The sequence below is a fragment of the Flavobacterium sp. Root186 genome, assembly GCF_001428525.1.
Classification (GTDB): Bacteria; Bacteroidota; Bacteroidia; order Flavobacteriales; family Flavobacteriaceae; genus Flavobacterium.
This window is the reverse complement of record NZ_LMHW01000016.1, coordinates 26,971-42,937: the sequence shown is the minus strand read 5'-3', so window position 1 is coordinate 42,937 and position 15,967 is coordinate 26,971. Positions and strand designations below refer to the sequence as shown.

Sequence of the window (15,967 nt, the reverse complement as noted above, 5' to 3'; positions counted from 1 at the left end):
TCTGTAATAATGAAAGTAGTCGTACAAAGAGTTTCCGAGGCATCCGTAACCGTTGATAACCAAATAACAGCCGATATTAAAAAAGGATTATTAGTTTTAGTTGGAATTGAAGATGCCGATACTCAGGAAGATATTGACTGGCTTGCCGGAAAAATTATAAAAATGAGAATTTTTGGCGACGAAAATGATGTCATGAACTGTTCGGTTCAGGATGTCGACGGCGAAATTATTGTTGTCAGTCAGTTTACACTTCACGCTTCTACAAAAAAAGGAAACCGACCATCTTACATAAAAGCTTCAAAACCAGAATTCGCAATTCCAATGTATGAAAACTTTGTAAAAGCTTTAGAAAAAGAGTTTGGTAAAAAAGTGCAAACAGGAATTTTTGGTGCCGATATGAAAGTCAGCTTGTTAAATGATGGCCCAGTAACGATCCTTATAGACAGTAAAAACAAGGAGTAAAAATAAATTCAACAAGTGTTAAGAATTTCTAAAAATAATATATATTTGACGAAATTACTTACTAATGAAATCTACCTGTTTTAGGCTTTTTTTTATCTTATTTTCCCTTATTTCTTCTGCTCAGAAGAATAATTATTCTACATTATTTATACCTGATAGTCTTAAACAAAATGCTAATGCTGTTCTACGCTTAGATCAGATGGATATTGTTATTGCTTCGCAAAGAAGTATGAATATCAAAACCCAAAGAGTGGTTTCTGTCTTAAATGAAAAAGGTTTAAATGATATTGATGCTTATGCGCATTATGATAAAACTACTTCAATAAAAAGTATAGAAGCTATAGTTTATGATGCATTAGGAAATGAGATAAAAAAAATAAAACGGAAAGATTTTAGGGACCAAAGTGCAGTTAGCGGCAGTACGCTGTTTTCAGATAATCGGGTACTTTATTTAGATTATACACCAATTTCATATCCTTTTACAATTGTTTACACCTGTGAAACGGAAACTTCAAATACCGCTTTTATACCACAATGGTATTTCTTGGGCGCTTATAATCTAAGCGTAGAGAAATGTGCTTTGAATGTTACCTTTCCTAAAGAATTGGGATTTAAAAAGAAAGAATTCCGATTTGATGGTTTCAATATTAAAAAAACGACTGATACAGATACGAATTTAGGCTACATAGCAACAAATATTACTGCTCAGAAACAAGAAGATTTAAGTCCGTCTTACGGGGAGCTTTTTCCTAAAGTTATGATGGGATTAGAAAATTTTCACTTAGAAGGAGTTGACGGAAAAGCTACTACATGGGAAGCATTTGGAAAATGGTATGGAGAGAAAATCTTAAATGGGACTACTGTTTTACCTGATGAAACCAAAGTAAAAATAAAAGCACTTGTGGGAGACGAAAAAGATCCTGTCAAAAAAGCAAAAATTATTTACGATTATGTTCAAAAAAAGTCCAGATATGTGAATATTGCAGTTGGTATCGGAGGATGGAAACCTATGTTTGCCAGTGATGTAGATCGTTTAGGATATGGAGATTGTAAAGCACTATCGAATTATACAAAAGCACTTCTGGAGGTTGTAGGTGTTCCATCTTATAATACTATTTTATATGGAGATCGTTATAAGTTAGATATTCAGTCAGATTTCGTTTCGATGCAGGGTAATCATATGATTCTTGCTGTTCCAAATGGGAATAATTATATCTGGTTAGAATGTACAAGTCAGGATGATCCTTTTGGATATCAGGGAGTTTTTACAGATGATCGTGATGTTTTGGTAGTAAAACCTGAAGGAGGAGAAATTGTTCGTACTAAAATTTACGATGATAAAGGAAATATTCAGGACGGAAAAGGAACTTATACAATTGATGAAAACGGAAATTTTTCGGGGGTTTTAAAAATTGCATCGCAAGGAAGTCAATACGCTTCCAAATCAAGAGTTGAAACCATGCAGCCAAATGAAAAAGAAGAACATTACAAAGAGTATTGGGATAATATCAATAATTTGAAATTGGGCAGAATAACTTTTACAAACGACAAGGAAAATGTTCGTTTTATTGAAGATGCTCAGATGAATGCTTCAAATTACGGAACACTTTCGGGTACTAAAATGATGTTTGTGGTTGATGCTTTTAATCAATATACAGGAAATATAAAACGAATTAGAAACCGTAAAAATCCATTTCAAATTCAGCGAGGATATTTAGATACAGATGAAATCGAAATCAATCTTCCGGCTGGTTTTTCAATAGAATTTCTGCCTTCAAACTTTGAATTAAAAGGCAAATTTGGAGAATACAAAACCGAAATCATCAAGAAGGACAATAATAAACTGATATACAAACGCTCAATGTTTGTAAATAAAGGGAAATATTCAAGCAAAGAATATGACGAATACCGTCTTTTTATAGAGCAGGTGTCAAGAAATGATAATGCCAAAATCATATTAAACAAAAACTAACCAAAATCAAAAATAAAATAATGAAAATCAAGATTTTTAGCCTGGTAATTTTATTGTTGTTTATTTCAAAAGTAACTGCGCAGGAATTTAAATTAGGAAAAGTTTCTATTGCAGAGCTGGAACAAAAAGTGCATCCAAAAGATTCATCTGCAGCGGCTGCTATATTGTATAAAAGAGGAAAAGCCAGAATTGAATACGATCAAACAGATGGTTTTGTGACAATTACTGATGTTGAGACACGTATAAAAATATATAAAAAAGAAGGCTATGATTGGGCAAACCATGAAGTCTTGTACATTTATAATAGTGAGTTCAGAGAAAAAGTTACATTCAGTGATGCCGTAACATATAATTTAGTTGGGGGAAAAGTCGAAGGTACCAAACTAAAAAGTGATGGTATATTTGATGAAGTTGTGAGTAAATACAGAAGTCAAAAAAAGATAACGATGCCAAATGTTAAAGAAGGCTCAGTTATAGAATTTAAATACACTATAAAAAGCCCGAGTGACGGGATGATCCGTGATTGGGATTTTCAAACAAGCATTCCGGTAAACTATTCTGAATTTTCTACATATGTACCTGAATATTATGTTTTTAGTCCAAGACAAAAAGGGTATATCTTTCCTAAAATGACTGTAGAAAAAAATAACAAAGCAATTATTATAAATTCGAAAGAAAGATATAACTCAGGAGGATTTGGCGGCGGAGCTGTTAGGACAGAATTTACTCAGGATAAATTTGACTATTTAGAAACTAAAACAACATATATCGCTGAGAATTTCCCGGCAATGAAAGAGGAAGCTTTTGTTAACAATATTGATAATTATACTTCTTCTATTTCTCATGAATTATCAATGACAAAATTCCCTAACCGACCAATGAAACCCTATTCTACAGATTGGAATTCCGTAGTGAAAACAATTTATGATTATGATGATTTTGGACCAGAATTAAACAAAACAGGATATTTTGAAGATGATTTGAAAAAACTGCTGACAGGTCTAAACACTCCAGAGGAAAAAATATGGGCTGTTTTTAACCATGTTAAATCTAGTGTAAAATGGAACAATTACACAGGCTACAGCTGTGATAATGGGGTTCGAAAAGCGTACAAAGAAAAAACAGGAAATATTGCCGATATTAATTTGATGCTTACTGCAATGTTGCGCTATTCTGGCTTAACTGCAAATCCGGTATTGGTTAGTACACGTTCTAACGGGATAGCTTTATTTCCTAATCGAACGGCATTTAATTATGTAATTGCAGCGGTAGAAACTCCAAACGGATATATTTTATTAGATGCGTCTGAGAAACTTTCAACTCCAAATATTTTACCGTTAAGAGTTCTCAATTGGTCAGGAAGATTAATACGAAAAGACGGAACATCTGAAGAAATCAATTTAATGCCTGAAAAAACATCCAATGATAATGTTTTCATGACATACAGTATTGATGCCGATGGTAAAGTTACAGGAAAAGCAAGAAGACAATCTACAGACTATAATGCTATGATTACGAGAGATAATATTAGCAGTCTGAAGGAAGAAGAATATCTTGAAAAACTGGAAAATCGAAACAATAAAATCGAAATTAGCGAATACGTCAAAACAAATGAAAAAGATATTTTACAGCCTATAACAGAGACTTATTCTTTTACGGGAACAAATTTATGTGAACTTATTGGAGGAAAAATTTACGTTAGTCCAATGCTGTTTTTTACAAAAGATAAAAACCCATTTACGCAAGAGGTTAGGGAATATCCTGTAGATTTTAGTTATCCTTTTACGGATAAATTCAATATTACAATTCAAATTCCGGAAGGTTTTACAGTTGAGACATTACCAGCTCCGGCAGCTGTATCTATGGAAGGTAATTTGGGTACTTTTAAGTTTAATATTGCTGCAAGTGCAAATGTACTTCAATTATCAATTTTGCATCAAATAAACGAGGCAATTGTATCACCTGAAAAATATGAAATGCTGAAAGAATATTACAAAGCAATGGTTGCTAAAGAGACAGAAAAAATAGTTTTAAAAAGAATCTAATTATGAAAATTTCAAGTTCAGTATTTATTTTATTTTTCCTTTTTATTGTAAAGGTACAATCTCAAAATTACGAGTTAGGAAAAGTAACTATTGCTGAACTTGAAGAAAAAATGCATCCAAAAGATAGCAGCGCATCCGCTGCTATTTTATTTAAAAAAGGAAGGACTTTTTTTACTCATAGTCCATCAGCAGGTTTTGTTTCGAATAATGTCTACGAAATAAAAATTAAAATTTATAAAAAAGGCGGCTTAAGCTGGGCAAATCAAAAAGTTCCTTATTATGTGGGTTATGATGGTTTGAATGATGATACAGTTAAATTTTCGGATGCGGTAACATACAATCTTGAAAACGGTGTAATCGTAAAAACGCCATTAAAAAGCGAGGGTAGTTTTAAGGCGAAAAAAAATAAATATTGGAACGAAGCATCCATTACTTTTCCTAATGTAAAAGAGGGCTCAATAATAGAGTTTAAATACATTTTAAAAACAGAAATGTTAGTTCGGCTTCCTGATTTTGATTTTCAGTTTAATATACCGGTTAATTATGCAGAATATAAAACTGAAATTCCGGAGTTTTATATTTACAAAACATTGTTAATAGGATTTAATAAAATAGAAAATGAATCTCATCTGACAGAAAATAAAGAAATATACGGAGTGACTTATAAAGTGGCCAATAATACTTATAAAGCCTATAATATTCCGGCACTCTTTGAAGAAAATTATATTGACAATATAAATAATTATCTCAGTTCCATACATAACGAATTACAAGGGAAAAGACTTCAAAATATGCCCTTCATAGAGTCTGCAGATCCTTGGCAGGATGTGGTGAATATAATTTACAAAAGTGAAAGTTTTGGAAATGAATTAAAAGAAAAAGAATTTCTAGCTGAAGATGTAGAACGATTAGTTACCAACGTTGAATCTCAAAAAGAAAAATTAGATATTATTTTTAATTTTCTCCAAAATAAAATGAATTGGAATGGAGAAAAGGGTTACCATACCGATAAAGGTGTTATAAAAGCCTATAAAGACCAAATTGGGAATGTTGCAGAAATCAATTTTATATTGATAAACATGCTAAAAATAGCAGGTATAGAAGCAAATCCGGTTTTGGTAAGCACGATTGAAAACGGCATACCTGTTTATCCCACAAAAACGGGTTTTAATTATGTTATTGCTTCTGCTGAAATTGATGGAAAGCAAATACTTTTAGATGCGGCTCACAAGCTCGCTTCACCAGATATATTACCACTAAATCTATTAAACTGGAAAGGAAGACTGATCAAAAAAGACGGCACCTCGCAGGAAATTGATTTAATTCCAGTAAACTTATCTAAGGAATATACAAACGTTCTGGTGAAAATGGATGATTCAGGGAAAATGAATGGTAAAGCCAGAATTCAGAGAGCAAATTATGAAGCGTATGGTTTTAGGGTAGAAAATGACAATAAAAATGAGGAAACTTATCTTGAAAAGTTAGAAGAAGAATTAGGAAATCTGAAGATATCGGATTATAAAATAGAAAATAAAAAAACAAATCTTGCAGAACCCGTTTTAGAAACTTTTTCTTTCACGGCAGAAAATCAATCAGAGATTATCAACGATAAGATATTTTTAAATCCTTTGCTGTTTTTAACCAAAACGAAAAATCCATTTAATCAGGAAAAAAGGGTATTGCCTATTTATTTTGGTTATCCTTCGGAGGAGGAAATTATTATAAATCTGGAAATTCCTGCAGGTTATAAAATAGAATCAATGCCTAAACCTATTCAGATTTCATCAGAAAATAAAGAGATAGTTTTTGTTTTAGATATTGTGAATGTCGATGACAGAATACAAATTAGCTGCTCAAAAGTTATTAAGAATAGCGTTTTTGAAGCAGATCAATATAATGGATTGAAAAATCTTTATCAGAAAATGTTAGCCAATCAAAACGAAAAAATAGTATTAAAAAGAATATAATATGAAGCTGCCAAAATTTTTAATTGCTATAATTTTCTTTGTTTTTATCGCAAAAGTACAATCTCAAAACTATCAATTGGGAAAAGTAACTATTGCGGAACTTCAGGAAAAAGTGCATCCAATAGACAGCAGCGCCTCTGCAGCCATATTATTTAAAAAAGGAAGAACCTATTTTAGTTACAATAAAGATGCTGGGTTTACGGCCAACCATGTCTGTGAAGTCAAAATTAAAATTTACAAAAAAGAAGGCCTAAAATGGGCTGATCAAAAAGTTAGATTTTATATAGGTTATGAAAACTTAAACGAAGACCGACTAGAATTTTCTGATGCAATTACCTATAATCTCGAAAATGGCGCCGTAGTAAAAACCAAGCTGGAGAATCAAGGCGCATTTAAGAAAAAAATCAATAATTACTGGAAAGAAAAAGCCATTACACTGCCCAATGTAAAAGTGGGTTCTATTATCGAATATAAATACATTTTGAAGTCTGAGAATATTGTAAAATTCCCTGACTTTGATATGCAATACGATATTCCGGTTAATTACTTTTATTATAAAACAGAAATACCTGAATTTTACATCTACAAACCAATTTTAATCGGAGGAATTCCACTGGAAAACGATTCTAAATTCTCTACCGGAAGCCAGACATTCGAAAACGAACACAATCAAACCAATTCATTTTCATATCGACAAATTGAAGCCTATTATTCAGGAAAAAATGTCCCGGCTTTATATGAAGAACCGTATGTAAATAACATTGAAAATTATAAAGGAACAATTAAGCACGAATTGGAAAGAGTAAGAATGCCGGAACAACCCGTAAAAGATTATACGATGACTTGGGAAGGTGTGGCAAAAACAATTTTTAAAGATGACAGTTTTGGAAAAGAACTTAATGAAATGAGTTTTTTAGTCGAGGATGTAAAACGATTAATTGGAAATGTAGAGTCTCAAAACGAAAGACTTAACTTGGTTTTTACCTATGTTCAAAACAAAATGAACTGGAATGAAAACTATGGTTATTATACAGATAAAGGAATTAAAAAAGCATATACAGACCAAACGGGAAATGTTGCCGAAATTAATTTCATTTTGACCAATATGCTTAGACTGACAGGAATAGAGGCAAGCCCGGTTTTAGTAAGTACAATCGAAAACGGACTGCCTGTCTATCCCACCAGAACCGGATTTAATTATGTCATTGCCGCTGCAGAAATAGACGGAAAACAATTTCTACTAGATGCAACACACAAATATACTTATCCAAACATTTTACCTTTAAACGTTTTGAACTGGAAAGGAAGACTTATAAAAAATGAAGGGACTTCAGTAGAGATCAATTTAGAGCCTTCAAATCCTTCCAAAGAAAGTTTTAATTTGATGGCAAAAATAGATAAAGATGGAAAAATGAGCGGACAGGTCAGAATTCTTCGAACAGATTATGATGCATATCAGTTTAGAGTTGAAAATGCCGCTAAAACCCAGGATAATTATCTTGAAAAGTTTGAAACAGAATTAGGAAATCTGAATATTTCAAATTATAAAATTGAGAATCAAAAATCAAATATCAAAGATCCAATTTTAGAAACTTTTTCTTTTACGTCAGGCAGTCAGTCCGATATAATAGGAGGGAAAATTTTCGTAAATCCATTATTGTTTTTTACAAGAAACAAAAATCCATTTAATCAGGAACAAAGAGTCATGCCAGTTTATTTTGGATATAAAAATCAGCAAAAATATAATGTGAATATAGAGATTCCAGAAGGTTTTCAAATAGAATCTCTGCCACAGCCTATTAGAATTGCGACAGAAGATAAAAATATAATCTACATGCTGAATTTTGCTGCCGAAGGAAATAAAATTCAAATAACCTGCTCTAAAGAAATTAACAGCAGTATTTTTGCAGCAGAGCAATATACAGGTTTGAAAAATATTTTTCAAAAAGTTGTTGCGAGTCAAAACGAAAAAATTGTCCTTAAAAAAATGTAATCATGGATTTGAAAAATGCACAACTAGATGTTGATACCTGGATAAAAGAACACGGAGTTCGTTACTTTAACGAATTAACCAATATGGCACAGCTCACAGAAGAAGTTGGTGAAGTAGCCAGAATTATTGCCCGCCGTTACGGAGAGCAATCTGAAAAAGAAAGCGATAAAAACAAAGATTTAGGCGAAGAATTAGCCGATGTTGTTTTTGTAGTTTTATGTCTGGCCAATCAAACGGGAATCGATTTACAAGCCGCTTTTGATAAAAAAATGGACTTAAAATCAGTTAGAGATAAAGATCGTCACAAAAACAACGATAAATTGAAATAATTGTGAAATATCACTCATAAGTTTTGAATTATGAGTTTTGAATTTTGAATTATGAATGGGGAGTGGTAAATTGCGGGGCTGAATTATGTTTCTAATCATTCATAATTCATAATTCACAACTTACAATTAAAAAAATGAATTTAAAATTAAGTACGAATTCACAATTCACCATTGATAATTCACAATTAAATATCACGGGTTCTAAAAGTGAAACAAACCGCTTATTATTACTAAAAGCTTTATTTCCAAATATTACCTTAGCCAATACTTCAAACTCTGATGACAGCGAAGTAATGCAGAAAGCATTAATTGGTAATGACAAAATTGTAGACATTCACCACGCCGGAACGGCAATGCGTTTCTTAACCGCATATTTTGCCGTAAACGAAGGTCGAGAAGTGATTATGACAGGTTCAAGCAGAATGCAGGAACGCCCGATAAAAATTTTGGTTGAAACATTAGGTCAATTGGGAGTCGAGATTAGTTATGAAAAAGAAGTGGGTTATCCTCCAATTAGAATCAAAGGGAAAAAGGTTACCGCTTCAAAAGTTAGTTTAGCAGCCAATGTAAGCAGCCAGTATATTTCGGCACTTTTATTAGTTGCTTCAAAATTAGAAAACGGTTTGGAGCTGACATTGGAAGGAGAAATTACTTCAGTTCCTTATATCAAAATGACATTAGCTTTGCTGAATGATTTAGATATTCAAACCAGTTTTGAAGGAAATGTAATCAAAGTTTATCCTAAAGAATCTGTCGAATCAAAAGAAATGGTTGTAGAATCTGACTGGAGTTCAGCTTCTTATTTCTTTAGCCTTGTGGCTTTGGCCGATGCTGCAAAAATAACCTTAAGCAGTTATAAAGAAAACAGCCTTCAGGGAGATTCAGAATTAGTGTCTCTTTATGAAAAAATGGGTGTGAAAACTATTTTCCAAAACAATAAAATGACATTGGAAAAACAAGCTGGCTTTAAATATGAAGATGTAAATTTTGAATTGAATAATACACCAGATATCGCACAAACAATTGTAGTAACTTGTTTAGGTTTAGGAATTGGATGCCATTTAACAGGTCTTCATACTTTAAAAATTAAAGAAACAGACAGATTGGAAGCATTGCGAATTGAGCTTACAAAATTAGGAGCTAATATTTCGGTAACTAATGATAGTTTAACTTTAAAGCCATCTTCAACTATTAATCAAGGCGTGCATATCGCAACATACAACGATCACCGTATGGCAATGGCATTTGCGCCGCTTGCGATAAAAGTGCCAATCATTATCGATGATGCCGAAGTAGTTTCAAAATCATATCCAGATTTCTGGAATGATTTAAAAGCCTTAAACTTTCAAATCTCAGAATTATAGCAAGTAAAAAATAGCCACGAATTCACGAATTTATATTTTAAAAATTAAGATTAATAAAAATTCGTGAATTCGTGGCGAAAAAATAGTTAGGACATAGCCTTTGGTTTCAACCAGAGGCTTTTTTGTTAAAGGAATCCAAATTAAATGATCTTATATAACTTATATGATAAAAAAAACATTTTTATGGTTACTAAAACCTCACTAAATCAAGGGCTTTTGAAAATAAACGTCAAAACACTTGACAACGCCTATCTCACAATCGTATATTTGCAGGCGATTTAAAATTTTAGATAAAAAAATCTAAGATTGATATTTTAAAATCTAACTTCAAATATGAAATTATCACACTTCAATTTCAATTTACCGAAAGAACTTTTAGCTGAATTCCCGGCAGAAAATAGAGATGAATCTCGTTTAATGGTAATTGACCGTCAAAAACAAACTATAGAACATAAAATGTTTAAAGATGTTATCAACTATTTTGATGACGGAGACGTTTTAATTCTTAACAATACAAAAGTTTTTCCTGCACGTTTGTACGGAAACAAAGAAAAAACCGGAGCTAGAATTGAGGTTTTCTTATTAAGAGAATTAAATTCAGAACAACGTCTTTGGGACGTTTTAGTAGATCCGGCTAGAAAAATCCGTATCGGAAACAAACTTTATTTTGGTGACGACGATTCGTTAGTTGCTGAGGTAATCGACAATACAACTTCTCGTGGTAGAACTTTACGTTTCTTATACGATGGCTCTTATGAAGAATTCAGAAACAAATTGACAGAACTTGGAGAAACTCCAATTCCTAAATACATCAACAGAGAAGTTACTGCTGAAGATGCTGAAAGATATCAAACAATTTACGCAAAAGAAGAAGGAGCTGTAGCGGCGCCAACTGCTGGTTTACACTTCTCAAAACACCTTTTGAAAAAATTAGAAATCAAAGGAGTAAATTTTGCTGAGGTAACTTTACACGTTGGTTTAGGAACTTTCAATCCGGTTGAGGTTGAAGATTTATCTAAACACAAAATGGATTCTGAAGAGTTGATTATTAATCAACAAGCTTGTGATATCGTAAACGAAGCGAAAACAAAGAAAAAACGTATTTGTGCAGTAGGAACAACTTCTATGCGTGCAATCGAAAGTTCTGTTTCTTCTGCAAATACTTTGAATCCTTACGAAGGCTGGACAAATAAATTTATTTTCCCTCCTCACGATTTTAGTATTGCAAACTGTATGATTACAAACTTCCATACTCCAAAATCAACATTATTAATGATGATTTCTGCTTTCTGTGGACATGATTTAATGAAAAAAGCCTACGACGAAGCGATTAAAGAAGGATATAAATTCTATTCTTACGGAGATGCAATGTTAATTCTATAATTAGAATTTATCTTATAAAGAGACCCGACAAGTTTTAAAAACTTGTCGGGTTTTTTGTTTTAGAATGGTTTCAAGTTTCAGGTTTCACGTTCTGCTGATAACTTGAAACGTGAAACCTGAAACAAAAAAAACACTCATATTGTTAAATTTATTCGAAATATTTCAAAAGGTGTTATTTTAGCATCCAAAACAAAAACAATGACTTTTCAAAATACACGCGAATTTGCGAAACAACTTGATGCACAAGATGCATTAAATCATTATCAACAAGAATTTATCTTCCCAAAAGTTAACGATAAACGTGTGATTTATTTCACCGGAAATTCATTAGGATTACAGCCAAAACGTACCAAAGCCTACATAGATGAAGTAATGAACGACTGGGCAGAACTAGCCGTCGAAGGTCATTTTTATGCAGAGAAACCTTGGTGGGATTATCAGGAAAGATTTGCTGAACCATTGAGTAAAATTGTGGGAGCACTTCCGTCAGAAGTTACGGTGATGAATACTTTAACTGTAAATCTTCATTTGTTGATGGTTTCTTTTTATCAGCCAAAAGATAAACGTTACAAAATTATCTGCGAAGAAAAAGCATTTCCGTCAGATCAATATATGTTTCAAAGTCAGGTTCATTTTCACGGCTATAAACCAGAAGATGCAATTGTAGAAATCAAACGTCGTGAAGGAGAACACAATATTCGTCTGGAAGATGTTTTAGCAAAAATTGAAGAAGTTGGTGACGAATTGGCTTTGGTTTTAATTGGAGGTGTAAATTATTATACGGGACAAGTTTTTGATATTAAAACCATTACGGCAGCAGGACAAAAAGCCGGAGCAAAAGTAGGTTGGGATTTGGCACATGCTGCCGGAAATATCAAGTTAGAACTTCATGATTGGAATGTAGATTTCGCTGCTTGGTGCAGTTATAAATATATGAACTCAGGACCAGGAAATGCTTCTGGGGTTTTTGTTCACGAAAGACATCATAACGATCCAGACTTGCCGCGTTTTGCCGGCTGGTGGGGACACAATAAGGAACGCCGTTTTAAAATGGAACCCAACTTTGATCCCGTTCACGGAGCAGGCGGATGGCAGATTAGTAATCTTCCGGTTCTTTCTCTAGCACCTTATTTGGCTTCTGTAGAAATGTTTGCTGAGGTTGGAATGGATGCTTTAATTGCAAAACGGGATCATATTACATCTTATCTGGAATTTATTTTACACGAAATTGATAAAGAAGTTGCCGGTAATTTTGAAATCATAACGCCTTCAAATCCTGAAGAGAGAGCTTCGCAATTATCAGTTTTTCTGCATGGAGAAGGAAGAAGTTTATTTGATTTTTTAATGAAAAATGGAGTAATTACAGATTGGCGTGAACCAAATGTAATTCGTTTGGCACCAGTTCCTTTATATTGCTCTTATGAAGATATGTATGACTTTGGGCAAATTCTGAAAAAAGGAATTTTAAGAAAGTAAAAGCGAATTGATCTCGCAAAGGCGCAAAGTTTTTTTGTTTAAAGCTACAGATTAAAAGTATTAAAAAGATTTTTTTGAATTGCCTCCAGCTTTAGCTGGAGGCATTAAAGATGAAATTTGAAAAGGCTTTAGCCAAACTATACTTGTTTGGCTAAAGCCTTTTTTGTTTGATCAATTTTTCATCCTGCTAAAGCTGGACGCTATTGAACTTAAAACCTAAACTTCGCGACTTTGCGAGATTAAATACATTAAGCAAAATCCAAAAATAATCTGCGGGACACAACACAAAATCTTCTAATCTTATAACGTTTCTAAAAAATTCTGTAACAATCATTATAGCAGATATTCCGTATTTTGTAGTGTATAATTTTAAAAACTACAATCATGAAAGGCTTATATATATTATTAGCGGCAATATTTTTAACTTCTTGTCAAAATCAAAGTAAAGAAGATCTAAACAGAGCCAAACAAGCCAGTATTGATTCAATGAAAGTTGAGATTAACAAACAGCGTGTTATCGATTCAATGAAGACAGAAATGGCAAAGATAAAAGAGGAACAGAAAGTTGAATCTCAAAAAGTTGTTGTTGTACACCAAAATGACGGAACAGCCACTACCACAGCTACCAAAAAGAAAGGATGGAGTGCAACTGCTAAGGGTGCTGTAATTGGTGCCGGAGTTGGTGCCGCAACCGGAGCAATTGTGAGTAAGAAAAAAGGTGAAGGTGCTATTATAGGTGGTTTAGCCGGAGCTGCATTAGGTACAGGAACCGGAGCTGTTATTGACAGCAAGAAGAAAAAAGAATAGATTTAAATTTCTATAATATTAAAACGCCGATTTAGAAATTCTAAATCGGCGTTTTGTTTTATACTAATTGGGGTGTCGGAATCTGGATTGCATTCAATTCTGATTTATAAAAATCGAATTGATTTTTGATTTTTTCTTCTCCCTTTTTAAAATAAGAAGTCGATGAAAACAGATTATGATAATATTCGATTCCTTCTAAAATATTCGCTTTAAAAGAATTCCATTTTTTTAGCTGCATTGTGGTTACTTCTCCCGAAATCATTTCAATTTCATTTCTAAAATAATCAACATACATTTTTAATTCCTTCACAAATAAATTTGGGCGATCCGTTCTCAAAACCGATATTCCCTGATAAATGTGCTGAACCATTTCTTTTAAAGAAACTTCCTGATCAAAATAAGCCAGATTTGGCCCCGGACAAATTACCACGCCTTGAGCCTGACCTTTTATTTTAATGTCATTTTCCAGATAAGAAGCATTTGCCAAACCGACACACAGACATGATTTTTCGGTTATTTTGGTTTTGCTTTTCTCAAATGCATCGGCAGATAAAGTCTCTTTTCTATTTTCTAATTCGGCCAGTTTGATATCCTGATATTTTTTAGATGCCGTACAAATCCCCTGCGGATCGTATTCTTTGCTTAATGCTAAGAATTTCTTCGGGCAGGAACTTCCAGCTTTATTTTCGTGAATTCTTTTTTGTTTCAAAAACTCATTTGTTGTGCCTTTTAATGTATTAAACGGAACTCCCAAAGGCGAAATATTACTTAAATAGAAATCATCCTCTTTGGCATTCATCAGTAAATCCCGGGTTTCTTTATCTACAGAAGTGGCTTCTGGAACTAGTAAAAATGGAGATCCCCAGCCAACAGAATCGACTTGATATTCTTCTAATAAAAATTCATGTTCTTCTGCTGTTCCAACTCCACCCTGAACGGTAATTTTCAGTTTCAAAGGCTTTTCTGGAAAAACTTGATTTTTTAGCTGTAAGGCTTTAATCATTAATTCGTGGGCCGATTGTACTAGCTGCTCTTTTTTCTGCTTAAATTCTTCTAAAATGGTACCCAATAAGAGTCCGTCAGTAGCAAAGGCATGACCGCCGCAGTTTAATCCGGATTCAATTCGGTATTCAGAAACCCAAAGTCCTTTTTTAGCCAAGAAATTTCCCTGAATCATAGCCGATCGAAAATCACTTACTTTTAAGATAATTTTCTTTTTCAGTTCGTTATTTTCATTTGGGAAAAAATCTTTGAAATTTTCGAAATAACCAAACAATCTCGGATTCATTCCGGCAGAAAGCACAACAGACGATTCTAAATTACTGTTTGCAAAACCTCTTAAAGCAGCGTGAGCATCATTAAATTCAATTGGAAGCTGTTCATCTTTGTCAAAATTATCTTTATCCAGCTTCGTCATAATGTTAACGTCGATTTCGCCGGGGAAAAGATTCGTTTCAATATAACTCTGAATGTTTTCTTTAAAAGCAATTCCATCATCCAATAAATTCTGAAAACCTTTTTTAATATCAGAAGTATTAGGAAGCATCGACATAAAATTTTCAAGAGAAGTTTTGCTTTCTGCTAATTCAGTTTTAAAATTCTCGAATTTTTCTTTTACAATTTTGTCCACTAAATTTAAGTAAGAAGTGATTCTTTGGGTACGGTAATCATGAAATTTCTGCGTGATTTCTTCGTACGGAATATTGAATTTAGTGCTGTAAAAATTACGCATCTTTTCAATCAAATCATCATCAGCGATCGAAATAACAGACGAAATCCCATATTGCGCCACGCGAATTGGGCTGTCAATTGTATATGCAAGACCCATCACCGGTATATGAAAAGTGTGTAAAGGTATTTTTGCCATTTGTTTTCAGATTAAAATAAAGGCAAATATTGAAAAAAGGATTTTTTTAAAACCTGATAATTGTCAGGTTTGTGGGTTGGTTGCCACGAATTACACGAATTTCCACTAATTTTTACTCGAAGAATTTTAAAAATTAATTCGTGAAAATTTCCACAATCTTGTCATTCCGAGGAACGAGGAATCGCACTAGGGAATCGACAAAGATTGGCGATATGCTGTACGGAGTTTCTTGTGCGATTCCTCGTTCCTCGGAATGACAAAACTATTCGGAATACTATGATTCATAAAAAACATAGCCCGTG

The 15,967-nt window shown here is 33.0% G+C and carries 11 protein-coding genes; 10 read left to right on the top strand and 1 reads right to left on the bottom strand.

Annotated elements, in window-relative coordinates:
* Positions 1 to 9: 9 nt before the first annotated feature.
* The 10 genes from dtd (at position 10) to ASD98_RS20805 (ending at position 13,798) form a co-directional block, all read left to right on the top strand.
* A complete protein-coding gene (gene dtd / locus ASD98_RS20850; RefSeq protein ID WP_056208334.1) occupies positions 10 to 462 on the top strand; it encodes a D-aminoacyl-tRNA deacylase in 453 nt (150 codons plus the stop codon).
* Positions 463 to 526: 64 nt separating this feature from the next.
* Positions 527 to 2,434: a DUF3857 domain-containing protein gene (locus tag ASD98_RS20845; protein ID WP_056208329.1), complete on the top strand. Its 1,908-nt coding sequence runs from the start codon at positions 527 to 529 to the stop codon at positions 2,432 to 2,434.
* A gap of 20 nt (positions 2,435 to 2,454) precedes the next feature.
* Positions 2,455 to 4,479: a DUF3857 domain-containing protein gene (locus tag ASD98_RS20840; protein WP_056208326.1), complete on the top strand. Its 2,025-nt coding sequence runs from the start codon at positions 2,455 to 2,457 to the stop codon at positions 4,477 to 4,479.
* Between the two features lie 2 nt (positions 4,480 to 4,481).
* Entirely contained in the window at positions 4,482 to 6,446 is a 1,965-nt protein-coding gene (locus tag ASD98_RS20835) for a DUF3857 domain-containing protein (RefSeq protein WP_056208323.1), read from the top strand.
* A gap of 1 nt (position 6,447) precedes the next feature.
* Positions 6,448 to 8,439, top strand: a complete 1,992-nt coding sequence (locus ASD98_RS20830) for a DUF3857 domain-containing protein (protein ID WP_056208320.1) — start codon at positions 6,448 to 6,450, stop codon at positions 8,437 to 8,439.
* Between the two features lie 2 nt (positions 8,440 to 8,441).
* Positions 8,442 to 8,768, top strand: coding sequence for a nucleotide pyrophosphohydrolase (locus ASD98_RS20825; protein WP_012022600.1), 327 nt, complete (start codon positions 8,442 to 8,444; stop codon positions 8,766 to 8,768).
* A gap of 134 nt (positions 8,769 to 8,902) precedes the next feature.
* Complete coding sequence (aroA, locus tag ASD98_RS20820) at positions 8,903 to 10,132, top strand: 3-phosphoshikimate 1-carboxyvinyltransferase (RefSeq protein ID WP_056208318.1); 1,230 nt, start codon at positions 8,903 to 8,905, stop codon at positions 10,130 to 10,132.
* Positions 10,133 to 10,465: 333 nt separating this feature from the next.
* Positions 10,466 to 11,515: a tRNA preQ1(34) S-adenosylmethionine ribosyltransferase-isomerase QueA gene (queA, locus tag ASD98_RS20815; RefSeq protein ID WP_056208315.1), complete on the top strand. Its 1,050-nt coding sequence runs from the start codon at positions 10,466 to 10,468 to the stop codon at positions 11,513 to 11,515.
* A 198-nt stretch (positions 11,516 to 11,713) separates the two neighbouring features.
* On the top strand, positions 11,714 to 12,991 hold the full coding sequence (gene kynU, locus ASD98_RS20810) for a kynureninase (protein WP_056208312.1): 1,278 nt from the start codon (positions 11,714 to 11,716) through the stop codon (positions 12,989 to 12,991).
* A gap of 384 nt (positions 12,992 to 13,375) precedes the next feature.
* Positions 13,376 to 13,798: a YMGG-like glycine zipper-containing protein gene (locus ASD98_RS20805; protein ID WP_056208309.1), complete on the top strand. Its 423-nt coding sequence runs from the start codon at positions 13,376 to 13,378 to the stop codon at positions 13,796 to 13,798.
* Positions 13,799 to 13,856: 58 nt separating this feature from the next.
* Here the strand turns inward: ASD98_RS20805 and ASD98_RS20800 are convergent, their stop codons facing one another.
* The gene (locus ASD98_RS20800) at positions 13,857 to 15,665 is read right to left on the bottom strand and encodes a hypothetical protein (RefSeq protein ID WP_056208307.1); all 1,809 of its coding nucleotides are present in this window, start codon (positions 15,663 to 15,665) and stop codon (positions 13,857 to 13,859) included.
* Positions 15,666 to 15,967: the final 302 nt, after the last annotated feature.

Bases quoted from the DNA above. Each gene is read 5' to 3' on its own strand.
- ASD98_RS20830 (WP_056208320.1), top strand. From the start codon at position 6,448: ATGAAGCTGCCAAAATTTTTAATTGCTATAATTTTCTTTGTTTTTATC.
- queA (WP_056208315.1), top strand. From the start codon at position 10,466: ATGAAATTATCACACTTCAATTTCAATTTACCGAAAGAACTTTTAGCT.
- ASD98_RS20800 (WP_056208307.1), bottom strand. From the start codon at position 15,665: ATGGCAAAAATACCTTTACACACTTTTCATATACCGGTGATGGGTCTT.
- kynU (WP_056208312.1), top strand. From the start codon at position 11,714: ATGACTTTTCAAAATACACGCGAATTTGCGAAACAACTTGATGCACAA.
- dtd (WP_056208334.1), top strand. From the start codon at position 10: ATGAAAGTAGTCGTACAAAGAGTTTCCGAGGCATCCGTAACCGTTGAT.
- ASD98_RS20845 (WP_056208329.1), top strand. From the start codon at position 527: ATGAAATCTACCTGTTTTAGGCTTTTTTTTATCTTATTTTCCCTTATT.
- ASD98_RS20840 (WP_056208326.1), top strand. From the start codon at position 2,455: ATGAAAATCAAGATTTTTAGCCTGGTAATTTTATTGTTGTTTATTTCA.
- ASD98_RS20805 (WP_056208309.1), top strand. From the start codon at position 13,376: ATGAAAGGCTTATATATATTATTAGCGGCAATATTTTTAACTTCTTGT.
- ASD98_RS20835 (WP_056208323.1), top strand. From the start codon at position 4,482: ATGAAAATTTCAAGTTCAGTATTTATTTTATTTTTCCTTTTTATTGTA.
- aroA (WP_056208318.1), top strand. From the start codon at position 8,903: ATGAATTTAAAATTAAGTACGAATTCACAATTCACCATTGATAATTCA.
- ASD98_RS20825 (WP_012022600.1), top strand. From the start codon at position 8,442: ATGGATTTGAAAAATGCACAACTAGATGTTGATACCTGGATAAAAGAA.